We start from the raw sequence: 20,761 nt of genomic DNA on the forward strand, positions 1-20,761 counted from the left end.
ATCGAAGCAGTAGGGCTTCGCTCAAGACATACTTTTCCCAATAAGGGACTGCAAAGGTAAAAAGTTTTTTATAACTATCAAATAGTTAATGCATTATTTTTTTCCAACAACAAAGAATATACCGACAAATTTCAATTATCCATCGAATGATGATAAAATAAGATTAAAATCGTGCTATATTTGTTATTAATTAAAAAGTCAAACTTATGAAAAAAACATTTTTACTATCCACGACATTATTCCTATTGGGACTAGGCTCTGTTGTTGCACAAACCGACAACGACAAAAGATGGACTATCAAAGGAGAAAACACCTTTTTAATCAATCAAAGCACGTTTTCAAATTGGGCTGCGGGGGGAATAAACTCTTTCGCGGGTAACCTAATTTTAAATTATGATTTCAACTACAAAAAAGACAATTGGAGTTGGGACAACAAGGTACTAGCTGCTTATGGCCAAACCTTCCAAAAAGAAACCGATTGGAGAAAGAATGATGACCGCTTTGTTTACACTTCCCTCGTGGGACGCAAAATGACTGAAAAATTATTATACACTTTCTTCACAAATTTCAACACTCAATTTGCCAAAGGCTATAAGTACAATGCCGATGGTACTGACAAATTACTATCAGCAGGCTTCGCTCCGGCATACTTGACCTTCGGTCCAGGTATTGCATTTAAGGAGTCCGACAATTTTAGAGTAAACGTGTCGCCAGCTGCAGCACGCTTCGTATTCGTTACGAATAAAGATATAGACGAGAGACTCTACGGTATTGACGAGGGCAAGAAATCACGTTTCGAATTTGGCGCTTCATTAGACGCCTACTATAAGATCAATCTGATGGAAAACATCTCTTTCGAAAACATCTTAAAACTATACTCAAATTACAAAGAGAAACCACAAAACGTAGATGTTGATTACACTGCTAATCTTTTCATGAAAGTCAACAAATTTGTCAACGTTAATGCGGGAGTACAGTTGATCTATGATGACAATACAAAAATCCCAATCTTCGAGAACAACGTACAGACTGGAACAGGAGCTAGACTACAAGTAAAACAGGTTCTAGGAGCTGGAGTCACTTACAAGTTTTAACAACAAATACCCTTTAACCACAGAGGCCCGGTGTAAACTGGGCCTTTTTTATATACAAAAAAGCATAGCTTAACGAATTAAGCTATGCGCTATACCTTTACTCCTCTAAAGCGATTAGTACTGTCCTGTATTTAGCATTACCAACGTACAAGCCTCGACAACCTCTATGCCACGCTCATTTAATTTTTCTGCCAATTCTGGATTTTCAGAACCAGGATTAAAAATCACGCGATGTGGGTTTGTTGCCAGTATATAATCATAATAAGGCTCTTGATTTTTGGGTCCCACATACATTGTGATTGTATCGATATCCGTATGCACAACCTCTGCGGGTTCAATCGCTACTCCAGCGACCTCTCCATTTTTACGTCCGACATTCACTATTGGATACCCTTTTCTCACAAGCTTATTGGCTACGAGATAAGAATATCTGGCAGAATTAGTGCTAGCACCTAAAATCAAGGTTTTTTTCATAATATGTGTGTCTATATATTTAGTGTTCTACAAAACCACCGTTTGCATCATAAGCATTCTGCCTCAAAATAGGCATTTCTAAAATCTTATACAACTCATCCAGACTATTTAAACTTCCATTTACCATATTGGACAACAATACAATGGTTATATCGTTGGTCAAATCACGCACATACAGATTCTTGAATCCGTGCCACCAGCCCGTATGATAAACAATCTGGTTACCAGCCGTAGAAAACGTACGCCACCCATAGCCGTAACTAAACACACCCCTCTTGGCATCCGAACGTGGTACATATGCCGAATCCAGGAGCGCCGTATCCAACAGTCTACCTTCCTTAAGCGCCAGATCCAACAAGTACATATCCTGTATCGTACTATAGATACCCTTATCTCCTAGAGGACCATCAAGATAATCCTGTACAACAGACCGTCTCCATACTCTATCATGTCCTATCACATCAGTAGGGATCTTATCATACTTGACCCGCGATAGCGCGGCAGTATTTTTCATACCAGCAGGTTTAAAAACATGCTCATCCATATACGTTGCAAAATCCTGTCCAGACACCTTTTCAACAATAGCCCCCAACACCATATAGTTTGAGTTATTATAATGAAATCTACCATCTGGCTGCCCATAGCGTGCAGGCTTATGTTCAATCATCAGATTAATAGCATCCATATTAGACATCCCTTTTTTCCGATCCGGCCATATTTTATCAACAAAGTACACATAATTAGGCAATCCCGAGCGATGGGTCAACAACTGCCTGACAGTAACCCCCTCATATGGAAACCCTGGAAAGAAATCACTCACCAATTGATCCAATTTCAATTTACCGGCTCCGACCAACTGCAACACCGCAAGCCCAGTCATCGGTTTCGAAACGGAAGCCAGCTCAAACTTGGATGTAATCTTCAAACTATCCTTATGTAAATAATCTGCCCAACCAAATGAATTTTGATACAAAATCTTTCCCTTCTTTGCTACCAGAACATTGCCATTGAATCCCGACACGCTATGGAGTTTTTTCATAAAAGCATCTATATTCTGATCAGCCTGATGCGGATTATAAAACAAGGCGATACTATCGAGTTCTGATTGTTTTTTTTGGATCTCCTGTTGTTTTTGCTCTGCACTGGAACACGAAAAAAGAGCAATTAAAAATAGAAAGTTTAGTAGCTTAGATAGAAAAAATCTCACGGGCATTTCATTTATTAACACAAAATTAAATATAGGTAAATAAGCAGTAAAACCCAATAAGCGATTGAAAAAAGCAGACAAAATAAAGCATAAAAAAAGAAGGTATCTAAAAAGATACCTTCTTCAGCCAAGTCCGTAATGACCTGTCTATATTTTTAACTACGCCAACAAACGAATTGGCGCTTCTAGCAATCCTTTTAGTGTCTGTAAGAACTGAGCTCCACTCGCTCCATCCACTACACGGTGATCACAACCTAATGTTAGTTTCATCACATTTCCAGGGACAACAGCTCCATTTTTAACAACAGGAATCTGTTGGATAGCACCTACCGACAAGATAGCGCCATCAGGGGAATTGATAATAGACGTAAATTCGTCAATACCAAACATACCTAAGTTAGAAACTGTGAAAGTAGAACCTTCCCAGTCAGAAGGCTGAAGCTTTTTAGCTTTTGCCTTACCTGCAAAATCCTTCACTTCAGCAGCGATATGGGACAATGTTTTGCCATCCGCAAAACGAACAACAGGAACCAATAAGCCATCTTCTACCGCTATTGCTACACCGATATTAGTATGCTCATTAAATCTCACCTTATCCCCTTGCCACGAAGAATTCACTGCAGGGTGTTGTTTCAACGCTGCTGCTGCAGCTTTGATGATCATATCGTTAAAAGAAACCTTAACAGGAGCGACTTCGTTAATTTGCGCACGAGCAGCCATCGCATTATCCATATCGATACTTACAGTCAAGTAAAAATGTGGAGCTGTAAACAACGACTCTGACAAACGACGAGCGATAGTTTTACGCATCTGTGATACGTTTACTTCCGTATATCTCTCTTCTCCTACAAACTGTGGCAATGCGATTGCTTTGGCTTCCGTTGGAGCCGCAGCAACTGCCGCAGTAGACTTAGCTGCAGGAACAAAGTTCTCTACATCTTTCTTCACGATACGTCCACCGTCTGCCGATCCTTTGACCTCATTCAGGTTAATTCCTTTATCCTTCGCAATCTTACGTGCCAAAGGAGAAGCTTTTACTCTAGAGTCATCATTTGCTGATGCAACTGCGCCTGTTGAAACAGCGGCAGGAGCCTCATTTGAAACAGCAACTTCAGCTTTAGCCTCCGACTTAGCAGCCGTTGGCTTTTGATTTAACAATGGTGTCACATCAGTACCAGCTGGGCCTACAATCGCTATAATATCATTTACCTTAGCAGCTTGTCCTGCTTCCAAACCAACATACAACAATGTACCTTCTGCATAAGCAGTCACCTCCATTGTCGCTTTATCAGTCTCTACATCTGCAATAGCATCATCTGATTTTATGGTATCTCCGACTTTAAAATTCCATTGTGCAATTACACCTTCCGTCATTGTATCACTCAATAACGGCATCGTGATAACCGTACAGCCTAATTCCTCAGCAGTCACCGAACTGGTCGAAGACTCTTGGCTAGTAGCTTCTGCCACTTCTTTTACAGCCTCTTCTTCTTTTGTTTCAGGAGCGGAAGCAGCACCATCCAATAGAGCTTTGTAATCTTCACCTTCTTCACCCAACACCGCAATTACAGCATCTACAGCAACAGCTTCGCCTTCTTTTGGTCCGATATAAAGCAATGTTCCTTCTTGGTAGGACTCAAAGTCCATCGTTGCCTTATCCGTCTCAATCTCTGCAACGAGATCTCCAGCATTTACTTTATCGCCAACTTTTTTGTGCCATTTTGCGATTACCCCTTCAGTCATGGTATCGCTCATTTTCGGCATTTTTACTACTTCAGCCATCTATTATAGTAAATTATATCTTAAACAATTCAAACAAAACAACTTCCTACTAATCCATTACAAATGGATAGTCCTCTTGTACGTAAATATCTTTGTACAATTCGTCTACCGTAGGATAAGGAGATTCTTCCGCAAATTTTACCGAGTCTTCTACAATCTTCTTGATCTCCGCATCTACTTGCGCAAACCAAGCATCATCCGCATACGCGTTTTCTACGATAGCGTGCTTAGTAGTCAATAACGGATCTTTTCCTTTATATTCTTCAAGCTCTTCTTTCGTACGATATTTCGCAGGATCAGACATAGAGTGTCCTTTATAACGGTAAGTACGGATTTCTAAAAATGTAGGGCCTTCACCTGCACGTGCACGTTGCACCGCTTCATCCATTGCATTATGGACTGCTACAGGATCCATACCATCCACTGGCATACTAGGCATATCAAAGCCCAAACCAATTTTATAGATATCCTCCATGTTAGTTGTACGCTTTACAGATGTACCCATTGCATAACCATTGTTCTCACAAACAAAGATTACAGGCAATTTCCAAAGCATCGCCATATTGAATGTCTCATTCAATGCACCTTGACGCACAGCACCATCCCCCATGAAACAAACATTCACATTATCTTTACCAAGGTATTTTTCTGCGAAAGCTAATCCAGCACCCAATGGTATTTGTCCACCGACGATTCCGTGTCCTCCCATCATACCGTGCTCTTTAGAGAAAAAGTGCATAGAGCCTCCTTTTCCTTTAGAGCAACCTGTGCTCTTACCGTATAATTCTGCCATACAAGCGTCTGCAGAAACTCCCTTAGCCAAAGCATGGGCGTGATCACGATAAGAAGTAATAACAGTATCTTCCTGTCTGGTTGCCGATATTGTACCAGCTACTACAGCTTCCTGTCCGATATACAAATGACAAAAACCACGGATTTTTTGCTGTCCATACAATTGTCCTGCCTTCTCTTCAAATTTACGCATGAGTAGCATAGATCTGTACCACTCGAGATATGTTTCTTTTGTTATAGGTGTTGAACTCATTCTATAAAGTCTTTTTCTTACTTAACCGATTACAAATCTAATAATTTATATCGACAAAATGTAGATTTTTTGCCTCTCAGTCCCTCATCAATTCGATAAGTACTGACAATTTTACTTTCATCTGTTCTCCAGACTCCATATTCTTTAGTGTCAATTCTCCGGACTCCATCTCTTCCGTCCCTACAAGAAGGACAAACGGAATACGCTTTGCATCGGCATAACTCATCTGCTTCTTAAGTTTCGCGGCGGTAGGGTATAGCTCCACAGCGATTCCCTCTTTGCGCAACGCTGACAACAACGGAATGCTATACGCTTCGGACTCCTTATCGAAATTGACAATAAGAATTTTAGAACTAGTGACTGTTAATTTGGGGAACAGGTCGAGTTCTTCCAAAACATCATAAATACGATCAGCACCAAAGGAAACACCTACTCCACTCAGGTCCTTAAGTCCGAACATACCCGTGAGGTCATCATATCTTCCACCCCCACCAATACTCCCCATAGCCACCTCATTGGTCTTAACTTCAAAAATACAACCTGTATAATAATTTAAACCTCGCGCCAAGGTTATATCCACCTCCACAATTCTCTCTAAAAGATTTTCATCAACTTTAAAAGCACTGATATAATTAAAGACCTGCTCTATTTCGGCGACACCTTGCATTCCCTTTTCAGAAGAAGCCAACACCGTCTTTAGGCTAGCAAGTTTTTCGGCATTACTACCCTCCAGCAAAATAATGGGTCTCAACACTTCCAGGTCAGCCATTGTAAAACCGCGCTCTAAGAGTTCCTTATTGACCCCTTCCAATCCGATTTTATCCAACTTATCAATCGCTACTGTCATATCGACGATAAGCTCCGGCTTACCTATGATTTCTGCAATCCCCGTCAAAATCTTACGGTTATTTATCTTAATCGTAAAATCCTTAAGCCCAAGTGCGAGCAACGCTTCCCAATAGATCAGAACAAATTCCGCTTCGTTCAACAAGCTTTCAGAGCCCACCACGTCCACATCACATTGATAAAACTCCCTGTAGCGCCCACGTTGTGGCCTATCAGCACGCCAGACCGGTTGTATTTGAAAACGCTTAAACGGAAATGCCAGATCATTTTGATGCATCACCACATACCTCGCAAATGGAACTGTCAGATCATAACGCAGTGCCTTCTCAGAAATCTGCGGGATCAATTTAACAGAATTCTTCTCGCTCCATACCTGCTCAGAAACTTTAGAAAGATAATCCCCTGAATTAAGAATTTTAAAAATAAGCTTATCACCCTCATCGCCATATTTTCCGGTCAGGGTCGAAAGGTTTTCAAACGAAGGTGTCTGAATCTCACTATAACCGTATTTTTGAAAAACGCGTTTAAGGGTATTAAATATAAAGTTTCTCTTTCCCATTTCGGAAGGAGAAAAATCTCTAGTACCTTTTGCTAAAGATGGTTTAACTATTGCCATAAGGCAAAGGTAATATAACAGAATGAATAAGGAAAGAATGCCCGACGGTTTCTAGGCAATTTCAATAATTTTCAAATATTCACAAGCTCGCTCGGCAGCAAGCTTTTCCGCACTTTTCTTATTAAAATCACGTCCTAGACCACAGGCTTCGCCATTGACTAGAACCTCTATGCTGAACATCTTGGGCGACTCCCCCTCTGGATTGTCAACAGGTACAAATGCGACCTCCTTGCCTTCATGCTGGCACCATTCAATAAGTCTACTCTTAAAATTCGTCTCCGTATTTTCTAGCGTATGAATATCGACATGGGGTTTGATAATACGAACCAATAAAAACTCTCGGGTGAACTGATATCCCTTATCCAGATAGACTGCTCCTATTAGCGCTTCGAAAGCATCTCCTAGCAAAGACCCTTGCTTATTTGGATAAGAAATCATGCGTGAATCGTACTGGATTAGCTTGTCAAAACCCAATTTTCTAGACAGCTGATTCAAATTGGCTCTAGATACTATTTTCGATCTCATTTCCGTTAGGAAACCTTCATCCTTATAAGGATAAAGCTTAAAGAGCAGTTCCGCAATTACCGACCCCAAGACTGCATCTCCTAAGAACTCCATACGCTCATTACTATTCTTTACCCCATCCTTAATTTGTTTGGCGACAGACTTATGTCTAAAAGCCATTTGATACAACTTAAGATTACCCGGCACAAAGCCAAGAATATTCTTTAGCTTTTTAAAGTACGCTCGGTTTGGAGAAAAATATAGTTTATAAATTCTTAGCGACATATGTATCTACGAAAAGCGAAACACTTATAAATAAACACCTATAAGGTTAACGCTTAGTACATTCAAAAATAGCAAGATTCTTCGAATGTTATTTTATAAAAGTCAATCTACATGTATAGAAAAATAGGTAGTTTTTCCAAACTACCTATCCATATCTTAATTCAGCATGCAATCATTATGCTTGGTATTTTTTGAAAATAACCGAAGCATTGTGACCACCGAAACCAAATGTATTACTCAAAGCCGCATTAACTACACGCTTCTGAGCCATATTAAACGTAAAATTCAATCGATTATCTATTTGTGGGTCGTCTGTAAAATGATTAATGGTAGGCGGTACCAAATCATTTTTAACAGCCAGAATAGAGGCAATTCCCTCTACGGCTCCAGCGGCACCCAACAGGTGACCTGTCATAGATTTTGTAGAACTTATATTCAATCTGTAAGCACTCTCTCCGAATAGATCGACAATAGCTTTTGTCTCGCTAATATCACCTACAGGAGTCGACGTACCATGCACATTGATATAGTCGATATCTGAAAACTGCATTTCAGCATCATTTATCGCCATAGTCATAGCAAGCTTGGCTCCAAGACCTTCAGGATGCGAAGCAGTAATATGATGTGCATCAGCACTCATACCTCCACCAACAATCTCTGCATAAATCTTAGCTCCACGTGCTAAGGCATGTTCTAAGCTTTCTAAAATTATCGCGCCAGACCCTTCACCTGAAACAAATCCGTCTCTATCCTTATCAAAAGGTCTAGATGCCGTCTTTGGATCATCATTACGGGTTGACAAGGCATGCATAGCATTAAAGCCTCCTATCCCAGCTTCATTAATAGTAGCTTCCGAACCACCTGTAATAATTATATCTGCTCTACCCATACGGATATAGGTAAAAGCATCAATCATTGCGTTGGTTGCAGAGGCACACGCAGAAACAGCTGAGAAATTAGGACCACGCAAACCGTGACGCATAGAAATATGTCCTGGAGCGATGTCCACCAACATTTTGGGAATAAAGAAAGGGTTGAAACGAGGTGTTCCATCTCCTTTTGAAAAGTTAGCAACTTCCTCCGTAAAGGTAGTCAATCCTCCAATTCCTGATCCCCATATCACACCAATACGGTTTCGGTCTAATTTATCAAACTCCAATCCAGCATCCTTAACTGCCTCATCTGTAGAAGCAATGGCATACTGAACGAAAGGATCTACCTTACGAGCTTCTTTGCGATCCATAAAATCATGTGGATCAAAACCCTTCACCTCGCAGGCAAATTGGGTTTTAAATTTTGACGCATCAAAATGCGTAATAGGAGCAGCACCACTTACACCGTTAATTAATCCCTCCCAATAAGCTTGGACGGTATTACCTAGAGGTGTAAGTGCGCCTAATCCTGTTACAACTACTCTCTTAAGCTCCATTTATATCTTTAGCCTAATACAATTAGTTAGTTAACGTTTTTTTCTAAATAAGCGATTGCTTGACCTACAGTACTGATGTTTTCAGCTTGGTCATCAGGAATTGCAACGTTAAATTCTTTTTCGAATTCCATGATCAACTCCACTGTATCAAGTGAGTCTGCACCTAAATCATTCGTGAAAGAAGCCTCTGGTGTTACTTCATTTTCATCTACACCTAACTTTTCAACGATAATTGCTTTTACTCTTGATGCGATATCTGACATGATTTTATAGTTTAATTGTTTAATAAATCTGTGCAAAGAAAAATAAATTTCACCAAAAATCAAACCTTTTTAATTTTTAGGTGACAAATAAAGAGCAACCAAGCTCATTTAGTGCATTATAGCACTACAAAGAAACACAACTCAATAATACTAAAAGTAATATTCAATCACAAAAAAACTTTCATTTAATACAAATTTTACATTATCCCCCTTAAAAACACAAGCATAAGTTGTACTTTCGTAAATATATCAAGCCCCTGTAAAGTTGAATAAAATCACCTTCAAATTAGACATTGACTTTGACCTCGAACTAGATTTTATTTTGGTCGGTATCAGCTCGTCTTTGAGAGACTACAGGCTTTGCCATTTCATAAATAAGCATACAGGCTTGAACTTTATCTACGGAAAAGAATCCCCGATAGATCACAACGGTAATCTGAAAACTAAACCTCAGGAAGAATTAGACTTTCATATTATACAAGAAAAATCCAAAGGAAAAAAAGAGGCAAAACACCATTATCAGATGTATAGATATTGCTGTGATTCCTTTGATTTTGAATATTACCTACTCAACAACAGAAGCTTAGAAAACGGCCTATTGGTACCAGAGGCTCCTAACTTTGACTACTTTATAATTATAAAACATTATATCGACGAGGAGGATCTTGACACGCTGATTGATAATTTAAAATCAATCAATGAAATCATGTTGGTGAAAGAAATTGATCCAACAATATTGAAATCTAAAGAAAATCTGATATTTTAGCGGATTCTTTAGAGAGTGTAATATTTACACCTTTGATAATTAAAATATAGATTAGCCATAATCAACCGTCTACGCTGGGATCAGGTCAGCGTAAACAGATAAAAAAACAGAACAACAACGATATGAAAAAGCTTCAAAAGAGAACTAAAATAGTAGCGACATTAGGTCCTGCATCATCCAATATTGATGTATTGACTAGCATGATTGCTAAAGGGGTTGATGTATGTAGATTGAATTTTTCCCACGGCAGTCAAGAAGATCACCTTCAGGTAATTAACACCATCAATGAGATAAATGCAAAACACTCTTTCAACGTTAGTATTTTGGCTGACCTCCAAGGTCCCAAAATCCGTATCGGTAAAATGAAAGAAGGAGGCGCTATTCTAACCAATGGTTCGACTGTTGAAATGACAACCAAGGAATTAATTGGCGACGAAAAGCAAATCTACATTACTTATGAAAACTTCCCTAACGATGTTAAGGAAAATGAAATCATATTGCTTGATGATGGTAAATTACAGTTACGTGTTCTATCTACAAACCACAAAGATACCGTTGTCTGCGAAGTCGTACATGGTGGTATTTTAACTTCTCGCAAGGGGGTAAACTTACCTAACACAAAGGTCTCTATCCCTTCATTAACAGAAGAGGATTTAGACAATTTGAACTTTGCTTTAGACCATGGTGCCGATTGGATTGCCATGTCATTTGTACGTTCAGCAGAAGACATCGAGCAATGTAAAGAGATTATAGCTGCCAAAGGAAGTCACGCAAAAATCATTGCAAAAATTGAAAAGCCTGAGGCTATTGAAAACATCGATGCCATTATCAACGCGACAGACGCTGTAATGGTAGCCCGTGGAGATTTAGGCGTAGAGATGCCAATGGAAGAAGTTCCCGGTCTACAAAAGATAATTGTACAGAAATGTCGTAACCTCTCAAAACCAGTAATTATTGCTACTCAAATGCTAGAAAGCATGATTACCACACCTCGTCCTACCCGTGCTGAGGTCAATGACGTTGCCAACTCCGTATTGGATGGAGCAGACGCCGTCATGCTGAGTGGCGAGACATCCGTGGGTGAGTTTCCAGAGATCGTTATCGAGACAATGGCCAAAGTCATCACACACGTCGAGTCGACCTCCTACCCGTACTATAGCGAAAAAGTAGATGCATTTATAGAAGTAAACAAAATTCCAGATGCAATCTGTGGCTCGTCGATTTTCTTAGCTGAAAAAACAAAAGCATCTGCAATTGCTGTAATGACAGCTTCAGGCTACACCGCTTTTGAGATTTCAAGTTACCGTCCCAATGCAGACATCTATGTATTCACAGGAAATAAAAACTTGTTGAGACAACTTAGTCTTTTATGGGGAGTACGTTCGTTTATCTATGAAAAATATGAGAGTACAGATGGTACGATCCAAGATGTAAACGAACTTCTAAAATCTCACCAGCTTGTAGAGGCAGGACAAATCGTAATCAATACCGCGTCTACCCCTTTACATGAAAAAGGTAAAACAAATACAATTAGAGTTTCAGAGGTAAACTAATTCACCTCTTATCATAAAAAGACAAAGGGCAGGTAATCGTATTACCTGCCCTTTATTTATAAACTATAAAAAATCAAATTATCACTTTATAATCAACAAAGGCATTGTTTTCATACTGGATTCCGGATTTTGATACTTCTCCACTTCATCTAACTTTTCTGTCCCTGGCATTGGCGCGCAATTCTTGCCAGAAAGACGAAGAACAGGCGTTCTAACTCCAGCCCCGCCCCCCGCTTTTCCCGAGTAGACATTAGGAATTTCAATCGGCCGTACCCCATAATATTCCGACAAAGGAAGCGAATCCCTTTGCAGTGTATCCAGCATTGGAACCTTCAGTTCAACCAGCGGCTTAGACCACGTATATCCATTCCTGCCTTTTTTTTCAATTTTATAATCTTGAGCCGACACGGCAACAGATATCAGGGTCAAAAAAGCAAAACTAAAACCTATTCTTTTCACTATATTAGAACTTATATTTATCATAATAATTCACGAAAAAAGAAAATGTATGAACCATACGTACATCCCTATTGCAAATCAAGATACAAATATTTCTATGAATACCTGCCTAAGACATTGCGTAAACTGCTGTTAAATAGTGTTAAAGAGGACTTCAAGGTATAATACATTACTATTTTTGTAACAAATGAAGAAAAAGAGCATCTCACTGATTATAGGCTTAATGTCCGTTGCATTACTGGGCGTAGTTGCTATGCAGTACTATTTCATCCGCGAGACCTACAAACAGAAATCCATTCTTTTTGATGAAGCTATAAACACATCATTAGCCAAGGTCGCGGCAGAAATTGAGAAAAGCGAACTCATCAATAATTCCCAGATCATCACCCGGGCAAATCAAGCCAAGTACGAAGCTGAACAAAAGAAACAGCGCATGCTGGCAGAGCAATTACGCATCCAGCGTCAGATTGAAAAGCTACGGCTTCAGCAACTCGATGTAGAGAGCGTTTTTAGAGAAGAGGATGAGAAACTCAAGGCAATATTTCCTAATATCACCTATATTGAAAATTGGTTCTTCGAAACGTACTTCCGCAAACGTCAAAACCAGCGGTATATCGATATCAGCCTTGTTGAGGAGCGAATACCTGGCACATCTCTTGCCCAAAATTTTGTCGTTGTATCTGCCACCCACGAATTGCCTCGTGTGAGTGCCAAAGACGATTCCGTCCGTTATGTGGTTTCCACTATCGATGGTCTAGGCATCGTGCGGGATTACAGAATTGCGACTTTACCCCCAAAAGCAGATGCAAAAGTAGCATTTGAACTCATGGAACTGCGGTCACAGTTAGAGCAACTCAACAAAGAGTTCTTAGCGGACAAGAAAAACGCACTGGCAGGAGCGGAAAATGCATTCGACACCTTAGCTATTCTAGGAGGCAAAAAAGTCGGTGTTGTAGAAGATATCGCGTTGAGCATTCTTCTTTCAAATAGGCCGCTCGAGCAACGTGTAAATCAAAACCAAGTCCAAAAATTACTACAGGAAGAGTTAGTCTCCAGAGGGATCTATTCCCCATTTAACATTGAAATTCGGGACCGATCCAGAATCATTTACCATAGTCCGGATGCCGAGACCCTTGCCGCTTCTGAGAAATCTCCCCGTTACACAACAGCCTTATTCAAAGGAGATTTCGGTGAACCCACCGGAAGATTGAGTATCTATTTCCCCAATAAGAAAAGAGTCATTGCAGACAATATGAGCTACCTCATATTACCGACCTTAGCACTCTTTGCTGTTCTCATTGGCTGTTTCGCATACACCCTGTCCATCATCTTCAAACAGAAGAAAATTTCCGAAATGAAGACAGACTTTATCAACAACATGACCCACGAGTTTAAAACCCCCGTTGCTACAATCATGATTGCCAGCGAGTCACTGCGCGATCCTGAAATTGCATCCAATGAGCAGCGAGTCAATAAACTTGCCAACATCATATATGACGAAAATGTCAGATTAGGTAGCCATATTGAACGAGTTCTCAATATCGCCAAGCTTGAAAAAGAGAATCTACGGATGGAACGCACCGATGTACATGTCAACCCCTTGCTAGAAGGAGTATTAGATAGTATGCAGTTGCAATTGCACAAAGCAAGCGGAACAATCCGTGCTGACCTCTCTGCAACCAAAGATTTAGTGATTGGAGACGAATTGCATCTTTCTAATGTATTCTTTAACTTAGTTGACAACGCGATAAAATACAGCCCTAACGCTCCGGAGATACTCGTAAGAAGTCACAATTCGAAAGAGAACATCATAATATCCATTTCGGACAAAGGGATGGGCATGACAAAAGAACAACAGGAAAAAATATTTGACCAATTCTATCGTATTCCTACAGGCAATTTACATAATGTAAAAGGATTTGGCCTTGGATTGAGTTACGTCCATGATATTATTAAAAGATTAGATGGAAAGATTCAGGTGAAAAGTGAAAAAGACAAAGGCACGACCTTTGAGATAACACTACCACTTAAATCGAAAAAGTCCAATAATTCATAAACAAAGACAACAAACTACTATGCAAAAGATATTATTAGCAGAAGATGATCCTAATCTAGGGGAACTCTTAAAAGATTACCTAGAACTAAAGGGGAAATATGAAGTAGTTCTTTGCCAAGATGGAGAGCAAGCCTTAGATCAATTTAGGAAAAGTGATTTTGATCTTTGTATTTTCGACGTGATGATGCCTAGAAAAGATGGCTTTACACTGGGCAAAGAAATCAGAAAAATCAATCAGACCATCCCCATTATTTTTGCAACCGCCAAAGGGATGATGGAAGACAAAACTCAAGCCTTTGAGTTGGGTGGAGACGATTACATCACCAAACCTTTCCGTGTCGAGGAACTACTTTTACGCATTAATGCACTCCTCAAGCGTGTTTCAAAAGATAAAGAAGAAGAACTAGCCGATAAGTTTGAAATTGGCGGGTACTTTTTTGACTATACCAGCCAGATCATATCTTACAAAGGGCAACAACAGAAATTATCCACCAAAGAGGCAGAATTACTACGTCTTCTTTGCTTAAAGAAAAACGATGTATTGACCCGAGAAGAAGCGCTCATTAAGATTTGGCATGATGACAATTACTTTACCGGACGTAGTATGGATGTTTTCCTGAGCAAGCTCCGCAAGTACCTCAAAGAAGATCCAAATGTAGAAATAGTAAATGTACACGGCAAAGGGTACAAACTGCTAGTAAGCTGATAAACAAGCAAAAAAAAGTAAGGAAAAGACCGTCCCAGCCTGTTCTTTTCCTTACCCTTTAATATTTTTCTTTGCGATTTCAATTCTTATCCATACCTTAGCGTCGCTTATAGAGAAAGGCAGAGGGACTAGACCCGATGAAGCCTTAGCAACCTGTCCCTTGACAAGGTGCTAAATTCTATCCGTCAGCTGGCGGAAAAGATAAGCCGAAGTTTCTGATCCAAGAACTCTCTCTACAGCATTATTTTTTTATTAAAACAATTTAAAAGGAAAATAGTATGTTAATTACCAACAACTTAGGCTACCCAAGAGTGGGGCCATTCCGCGAACTTAAAAAAGCTAACGAGGCGTATTGGGCCAAGAAGATTTCCGCGGACGAACTATTACAAACAGCAAAAGAAATCCGTGAAGCAAACTGGAAAACACAGAAAGATGCAGGAATCGATTTAATCCCTTCCAATGATTTTTCTTTCTATGATCAAGTATTAGACCTTTCTTTGACCGTAGGTGCAATTCCTGCTCGTTACAATTCATTATTAAGTAAAGCAGACAACAACTACAGTCTAGATCTTTACTTTGCTATGGCCCGAGGATTCCAACAAGATGGAATTGATGTCACAGCTTCAGAGATGACAAAATGGTTTGATACAAACTACCATTACATGGTTCCTGAGTTTACCAAGGACCAAACATTTAAATTATCTTCAGAAAAATTCTTAAACGAATATAATGAAGCAAAGTCTGCAGGCATCGACACAAAACCCGTTTTAATCGGTCCTATTACCTACTTATTAATCGGTAAAGAGAAAGAGGCAGGATTTGACCGCATCGACTTAATCGATAGATTACTCCCTGTTTATGAGCAAATCATATCAAAATTAGCAGCAGCCGGAGCTAAGTATATCCAAATCGATGAGCCGTACCTAGCTTTAGACATTGATGCCAAGACAAAAGCTTTATATACAACCGTATTCAAGCGTCTTAATGCTGCAGCCGGTACAACTAAGTTAATCGCAACGACTTACTTCGAAGCATTAAAAGACAATGAGGATCTCGCATTATCGCTTCCTGTTCATGCTTTACACATTGACCTCGTACGTGGTGAAAACCAACTGGACACTGTTTTAGCTAAAGTTCCTGCCTCTCTGACACTATCTTTAGGTGTAGTAGAAGGTCGTAACATCTGGAAAAACGATTATGAAAAATCATTGAGTAAAATCCAACAAGCAGTTCATGCTTTAGGAGCAGATAGAGTATGGGTTGGTACTTCTTCCTCTTTGTTACACGTACCATTTGATTTGGAAAGTGAGAAAAATGAAGAAACATTACCAGCGCAAGTAAAAAACTGGTTAGCATTTGCAAAACAAAAATTAGCAGAGGTCAAAGACTTAGCAATATTAGCACACGGCGAAGTAGACACTACTACAGCACAACGCTTTGAAGCCAATAAAGCTGCTGCTGAAAGCCGTCGCACATCCCCTCTAATACACAAACCTGAAGTAAAAGAACGTGTTGGCAATATCACTGATGAAGACGCCCGTCGTACATCTCCATTTGCAGCACGTAAGACAGCACAACAAGCAAAATTCAACCTGCCATCGTTTGCTACTACCACCATTGGATCATTCCCTCAAACCAAAGACGTACGCAAATGGCGCGCTGATTTGAAAAAAGGAATTATCACACAAGAAGAATATGACAAAGCTATCGCCGAAGAAACCGAAAGCACAATCCGTCTTCAAGAACAACTAGATATTGATGTATTGGTACACGGAGAATTCGAGCGTAATGACATGGTCGAGTACTTTGGAGAGCAACTGGCCGGCTATGCATTTACACAATACGGATGGGTACAATCTTACGGTTCTCGCTGTGTAAAACCTCCTGTTATTTATGGTGATGTATATCGTCCAGCAGATATGACCGTCCGTTGGTCCGCTTACGCACAGTCATTGACCAACCGTCCTGTAAAAGGAATGTTAACAGGACCTGTTACCATCCTTCAGTGGTCATTCGTTCGTAACGATCAACCACGTTCTACAACAACATATCAAATTGCATTAGCGATTTTGGATGAAGTTCAGGCATTAGAAAAATCAGGTATCAAAATCATTCAGATTGACGAACCAGCAATCCGCGAAGGACTTCCATTACGCAAAGCCGATCAGCAAGAGTATTTGGACTGGGCTGTACGTGCGTTCCGTGTTTCTTCTTCAAACGTTGCTGACGACACACAGATCCACACTCACATGTGCTATTCTGAGTTCAATAACGTAATCAAAGATATTGCAGCGATGGATGCCGATGTTATCACGATCGAAACATCCCGTTCGCAGATGAAATTATTGAATGCTTTCGCTGGGGACTTTAAATATCCAAACGATATTGGTCCAGGTGTGTACGACATCCACTCCCCTCGTGTACCAAGTACAGAAGAGATGGTTGATCTATTACGCAAAGCAAAAGATGTAGTACCTGCATCCCAACTTTGGGTCAATCCAGACTGTGGTTTGAAAACTCGTGCCTGGCCAGAGACCAAAGCAGCATTAGAATCGATGGTTGAGGCTGCAAAAATATTAAGAGCAGAATAACAGTAAAAATTTAGTAGTATTAAATAAACTTAAAATCCCGAACCCTAAAAAGTTTGGGATTTTTTCATAACTGCCTTTTCCCTTTCCCTCCAAACACATCAGTTGGCTTCCCTTCCTGCACTATAAAACCGTACTAAAACTCATTTTTTACAATTATTTAAAACTGAAGGAATAAACTTTTTTGATGATCACTTGTTATAAAGTAAATAGCACATATGCCATATCCATGTGGCACAGACTGTACAAAAACGAATTACTATAATTTGAATCCGCCAGCTGGCGGATCATGAAATAATCATATACATATGAAAAAAATAAGTACTATCGCCTTATTGACACTAGTTACATTATCATTTACAAGCTGTGAAGTAATTGGAGGAATATTTAAAGCAGGAGTCTGGTCTGGCATCATTATGGTTGTAGTTGTCGTTGCATTAATACTATGGTTATTGGCAAAAATGTTTGGCGGACGAAGAAACTAAGAAAATTATATGCGCAACTACTTACTCCTACTGTTTTATTTCAGTTCAGGTTTTTCCCCCTTGCTGGCACAAGAAGGGTATCCCAAACCAAATGTTAAAGACTTACTATTCTACATTCAGCACAATCGCGGAAAGAACACCTACTTGTATCAAGCCAACGTCGACAAGCAGGGTAAAATAGACTCCAATGAACCCATCAAGATCAGCAGACAGATGTTTGATAATAATGGGGAGATAAAATCAATAACTGCCATACAGCGCAAGTTTGCTTATGGCATCGATTCCACACCACAAAGTGACAAGTCGTATGAACTGAGCCTCGTTTCTTACCCACAACAGCGGCTTTATCTCCGCAGTACTACCGATGACAACTACTTTGTAGAAACCACCTTAAACGGCATAAAGATGAAAATAAATCGCTTATTTATTTTCCAAAAAGAAGGTACCTCCGGGCTTAACACCAAAGTCGATTACATCTTATTTTACGGTACAGATCAAAAAGGCAAACACGTCCATTCAAAATTAGTAATCGACTAGTCCTTCCTCTACATAGATTTTACTTTTCAATGTTCGTGATTACTCTACTTTTTATCTAATTTTGCATCATGATTACAGCAGAGAGATACCACGACATTTCGTGTGGACACCGAGTAGTAGGGCATGAAGGAAAATGTAGGTATCTACATGGTCACAATTACCGCATACATTTCATTGTCCAATCCGACGAGTTAGACACTGTAGGCCGTGTTGTCGATTTTTCTGTAATAAAAGAAAAACTTTGCATGTGGCTCGAAGACAATTTCGACCACAAATTCCTCATCTGGAATGAGGACCCATTATTAGCTTCATTGATGGACATCGCAGCGGACAGCTTAGTTCTTGTCCCCTTCAATCCGACAGCAGAAAATATAGCAAAGTACCTAGTCGAACAGATAGGTCCTCAGCAGTTGGCAGAGCATGGCTGTCGTCTTATCAAATGTAAAGTGGAGGAGACACAAAAATGTGCTGCCTCCTACACCTTAGCCTAGACGGCATCAATCCTTCAGCTCAAGCAATACCGGACAGTGGTCCGAATGGACAGCATCATTCAAAATATTTGCCGCTACAATCCGGTCTTTCAATGCAGCTGATGCCATGTTATAGTCGATGCGCCACCCCAGGTTCTTACCTCGGGCCCCTGCTCTATAACTCCACCAAGTATAGTGGTGCGGATCTGCATTCAAATGTCGAAACGTGTCGATAAATCCAGAATTGATAAAGTTCTCCATCCACTCCCTCTCTTCTGGTAAGAAGCCAGAAGTGTTTGCATTAGATTTTGGGTTATGGATATCAATTGCACGATGGCAAATATTAAAATCTCCACAGACTACAAGATTAGGCTGTTCTTGGATCAATTTGTCTGCATAAAGCTGAAAATCATCTAAAAACCGGTACTTGAACGTCTGCCTGATATCCCCTGTAGTACCTGACGGAAAATACGTACTCATTACCGACACATTATCAAAATCGGCCCGAATAATACGGCCTTCAAAATCATAATCCTCGTGTCCACAACCGTACTCTACATGCTTGGGCGTTATCTTCGTCAAAATAGCCGTTCCACTATACCCTTTTTTTTGCGCAGGGTACCAGTAATGTTCATAGCCCATCTGTTCAAAAAAAGCTATTTCAGGAACCTGATCCGGTGTTGCTTTTATTTCCTGCAGGCACACCACATCCGGGTTTACCGTCTTCAACCAGCCTACCCAATCCTTCTTCAAGGCAGCCCGTATTCCATTCACATTATATGTTACAATCTTCATCCTAGCCAATTATAGATAAATTCCTTTACACAGCCTTTTATAAGCTATACTTCTTTGATTTAAAAGCATCAAAGAACTCCGTTATAAAACCAGATTTTGGTTTAAGCCCCTTCATGATACGATCCTGATTCACAGCTTCCCTCCTCGTCAATAACCGGGCAGACATGCGCTCATTTACGATAGGCCTATCCTGAGCATTTGTTTTCACTCCCGCGATAGTATCTACTGCCTCCAGGCCACTTATCACCTGTCCGAATACCGTATAATTTCCATCCAGATGAGGCGCACCACCTACCGTTGTATATTGCTCCCGTTGCAAAGCAGAAAGCTTATTGCCGTTCAATCTAAAACGTTCCAAAGAATCCAGACCATCATTTGTAAAACGATGTCCCTGAACAATATAAAACTGCGAAGCAGAAGACTGCTTTGCTGGGTTATTGTCCCGGGCAGCTCCCAGAGCACCTTTTTTATGAATAAGTCCTTCCTGTATCTCTGAGGATATTTTATAGTCAGGGCCACCATTCCCGAGCATCGCATTATCCGCTGCCTTTTTCGAGTCTGGGTCTCCCCCTTGAATCATAAAATTCTTAATAACACGGTGAAAGAGTAAAGAATCATAATAGTGCTCATTCACCAATTTCTTAAAATTATCACGATGCTTAGGCGTCTCATTATAGAGCTGGATCAATATATTTCCTTTACCCGTCTTCAGTTCCACATAATAGTGCTGTGGCTTTTGCGCCTGTGTCGTCACTAAGAATAATCCTAAAAAAATAGAAAGTAAAAATCTCTTCATAAAAA

The 20,761-nt window shown here is 40.0% G+C and carries 20 protein-coding genes and 1 riboswitch; of the genes, 9 read left to right on the plus strand and 11 right to left on the minus strand.

Features of this window, described 5'->3' with window-relative positions; all coding sequences use genetic code 11:
• Nucleotides 1-206 precede the first annotated feature (206 nt).
• Entirely contained in the window at nucleotides 207-1,094 is an 888-nt protein-coding gene (locus tag JKG64_RS17605) for a DUF3078 domain-containing protein (protein ID WP_210355584.1), read from the plus strand.
• A 114-nt stretch (nucleotides 1,095-1,208) separates the two neighbouring features.
• On the opposite strand, the gene JKG64_RS17610 is transcribed toward JKG64_RS17605, so the two are convergent.
• From JKG64_RS17610 to JKG64_RS17645, 8 genes are all read right to left on the minus strand, one after another.
• Nucleotides 1,209-1,568, minus strand: a complete 360-nt coding sequence (locus tag JKG64_RS17610; RefSeq protein ID WP_210355585.1) for a CoA-binding protein — start codon at nucleotides 1,566-1,568, stop codon at nucleotides 1,209-1,211.
• 19 nt (nucleotides 1,569-1,587) lie between these two features.
• Nucleotides 1,588-2,781, minus strand: a complete 1,194-nt coding sequence (locus tag JKG64_RS17615; RefSeq protein ID WP_210355586.1) for a serine hydrolase domain-containing protein — start codon at nucleotides 2,779-2,781, stop codon at nucleotides 1,588-1,590.
• A 153-nt stretch (nucleotides 2,782-2,934) separates the two neighbouring features.
• Nucleotides 2,935-4,557, minus strand: a complete 1,623-nt coding sequence (locus JKG64_RS17620) for a pyruvate dehydrogenase complex dihydrolipoamide acetyltransferase (protein ID WP_210355587.1) — start codon at nucleotides 4,555-4,557, stop codon at nucleotides 2,935-2,937.
• A gap of 49 nt (nucleotides 4,558-4,606) precedes the next feature.
• Nucleotides 4,607-5,602 (minus strand): pyruvate dehydrogenase (acetyl-transferring) E1 component subunit alpha, encoded by a 996-nt coding sequence (gene pdhA / locus JKG64_RS17625; protein WP_133585706.1) that lies wholly within the window; start codon nucleotides 5,600-5,602, stop codon nucleotides 4,607-4,609.
• Between the two features lie 76 nt (nucleotides 5,603-5,678).
• A complete protein-coding gene (hisS, locus tag JKG64_RS17630; protein ID WP_210355588.1) occupies nucleotides 5,679-7,064 on the minus strand; it encodes a histidine--tRNA ligase in 1,386 nt (461 codons plus the stop codon).
• A gap of 51 nt (nucleotides 7,065-7,115) precedes the next feature.
• Nucleotides 7,116-7,853, minus strand: coding sequence for a ribonuclease III (rnc, locus tag JKG64_RS17635; RefSeq protein ID WP_210355589.1), 738 nt, complete (start codon nucleotides 7,851-7,853; stop codon nucleotides 7,116-7,118).
• A 175-nt stretch (nucleotides 7,854-8,028) separates the two neighbouring features.
• On the minus strand, nucleotides 8,029-9,282 hold the full coding sequence (gene fabF, locus JKG64_RS17640; protein WP_210355590.1) for a beta-ketoacyl-ACP synthase II: 1,254 nt from the start codon (nucleotides 9,280-9,282) through the stop codon (nucleotides 8,029-8,031).
• Between the two features lie 26 nt (nucleotides 9,283-9,308).
• The gene (locus JKG64_RS17645) at nucleotides 9,309-9,545 is read right to left on the minus strand and encodes an acyl carrier protein (protein ID WP_079643602.1); all 237 of its coding nucleotides are present in this window, start codon (nucleotides 9,543-9,545) and stop codon (nucleotides 9,309-9,311) included.
• A 265-nt stretch (nucleotides 9,546-9,810) separates the two neighbouring features.
• Here JKG64_RS17645 and JKG64_RS17650 point away from each other — a divergent pair, with 265 nt between their 5' ends.
• Complete coding sequence (locus tag JKG64_RS17650) at nucleotides 9,811-10,311, plus strand: IPExxxVDY family protein (RefSeq protein ID WP_133585710.1); 501 nt, start codon at nucleotides 9,811-9,813, stop codon at nucleotides 10,309-10,311.
• A gap of 122 nt (nucleotides 10,312-10,433) precedes the next feature.
• Nucleotides 10,434-11,864, plus strand: coding sequence for a pyruvate kinase (gene pyk / locus JKG64_RS17655; protein WP_133585711.1), 1,431 nt, complete (start codon nucleotides 10,434-10,436; stop codon nucleotides 11,862-11,864).
• A gap of 81 nt (nucleotides 11,865-11,945) precedes the next feature.
• Here pyk and JKG64_RS17660 read toward each other — a convergent pair whose 3' ends face one another.
• Nucleotides 11,946-12,347, minus strand: a complete 402-nt coding sequence (locus tag JKG64_RS17660; protein WP_210355591.1) for a hypothetical protein — start codon at nucleotides 12,345-12,347, stop codon at nucleotides 11,946-11,948.
• Between the two features lie 163 nt (nucleotides 12,348-12,510).
• Here JKG64_RS17660 and JKG64_RS17665 point away from each other — a divergent pair, with 163 nt between their 5' ends.
• From JKG64_RS17665 to JKG64_RS17690, 6 genes are all read left to right on the plus strand, one after another.
• The gene (locus JKG64_RS17665; protein ID WP_210355592.1) at nucleotides 12,511-14,379 is read left to right on the plus strand and encodes a sensor histidine kinase; all 1,869 of its coding nucleotides are present in this window, start codon (nucleotides 12,511-12,513) and stop codon (nucleotides 14,377-14,379) included.
• Between the two features lie 19 nt (nucleotides 14,380-14,398).
• Nucleotides 14,399-15,085: a response regulator transcription factor gene (locus tag JKG64_RS17670; RefSeq protein WP_133585714.1), complete on the plus strand. Its 687-nt coding sequence runs from the start codon at nucleotides 14,399-14,401 to the stop codon at nucleotides 15,083-15,085.
• A gap of 104 nt (nucleotides 15,086-15,189) precedes the next feature.
• Nucleotides 15,190-15,293, plus strand: a riboswitch (SAM riboswitch).
• 70 nt (nucleotides 15,294-15,363) lie between these two features.
• Complete coding sequence (gene metE, locus JKG64_RS17675) at nucleotides 15,364-17,676, plus strand: 5-methyltetrahydropteroyltriglutamate--homocysteine S-methyltransferase (RefSeq protein ID WP_210355593.1); 2,313 nt, start codon at nucleotides 15,364-15,366, stop codon at nucleotides 17,674-17,676.
• A 305-nt stretch (nucleotides 17,677-17,981) separates the two neighbouring features.
• Nucleotides 17,982-18,158, plus strand: coding sequence for a hypothetical protein (locus JKG64_RS17680; protein WP_210355594.1), 177 nt, complete (start codon nucleotides 17,982-17,984; stop codon nucleotides 18,156-18,158).
• Nucleotides 18,159-18,167: 9 nt separating this feature from the next.
• A complete protein-coding gene (locus JKG64_RS17685) occupies nucleotides 18,168-18,695 on the plus strand; it encodes a DUF4833 domain-containing protein (protein ID WP_210355595.1) in 528 nt (175 codons plus the stop codon).
• A 68-nt stretch (nucleotides 18,696-18,763) separates the two neighbouring features.
• Nucleotides 18,764-19,186, plus strand: coding sequence for a 6-pyruvoyl trahydropterin synthase family protein (locus JKG64_RS17690; protein WP_210355596.1), 423 nt, complete (start codon nucleotides 18,764-18,766; stop codon nucleotides 19,184-19,186).
• Between the two features lie 6 nt (nucleotides 19,187-19,192).
• Here JKG64_RS17690 and JKG64_RS17695 read toward each other — a convergent pair whose 3' ends face one another.
• Together JKG64_RS17695 and JKG64_RS17700 are read right to left on the minus strand one after the other, a co-directional pair.
• Nucleotides 19,193-19,960: an exodeoxyribonuclease III gene (locus JKG64_RS17695; protein ID WP_210355597.1), complete on the minus strand. Its 768-nt coding sequence runs from the start codon at nucleotides 19,958-19,960 to the stop codon at nucleotides 19,193-19,195.
• A 37-nt stretch (nucleotides 19,961-19,997) separates the two neighbouring features.
• The gene (locus JKG64_RS17700; RefSeq protein ID WP_210355598.1) at nucleotides 19,998-20,756 is read right to left on the minus strand and encodes a peptidylprolyl isomerase; all 759 of its coding nucleotides are present in this window, start codon (nucleotides 20,754-20,756) and stop codon (nucleotides 19,998-20,000) included.
• Nucleotides 20,757-20,761: the final 5 nt, after the last annotated feature.

Origin of the sequence: Sphingobacterium tabacisoli (genome assembly GCF_017908035.1) — a bacterium.
GTDB lineage: Bacteria > Bacteroidota > Bacteroidia > Sphingobacteriales > Sphingobacteriaceae > Sphingobacterium > Sphingobacterium tabacisoli.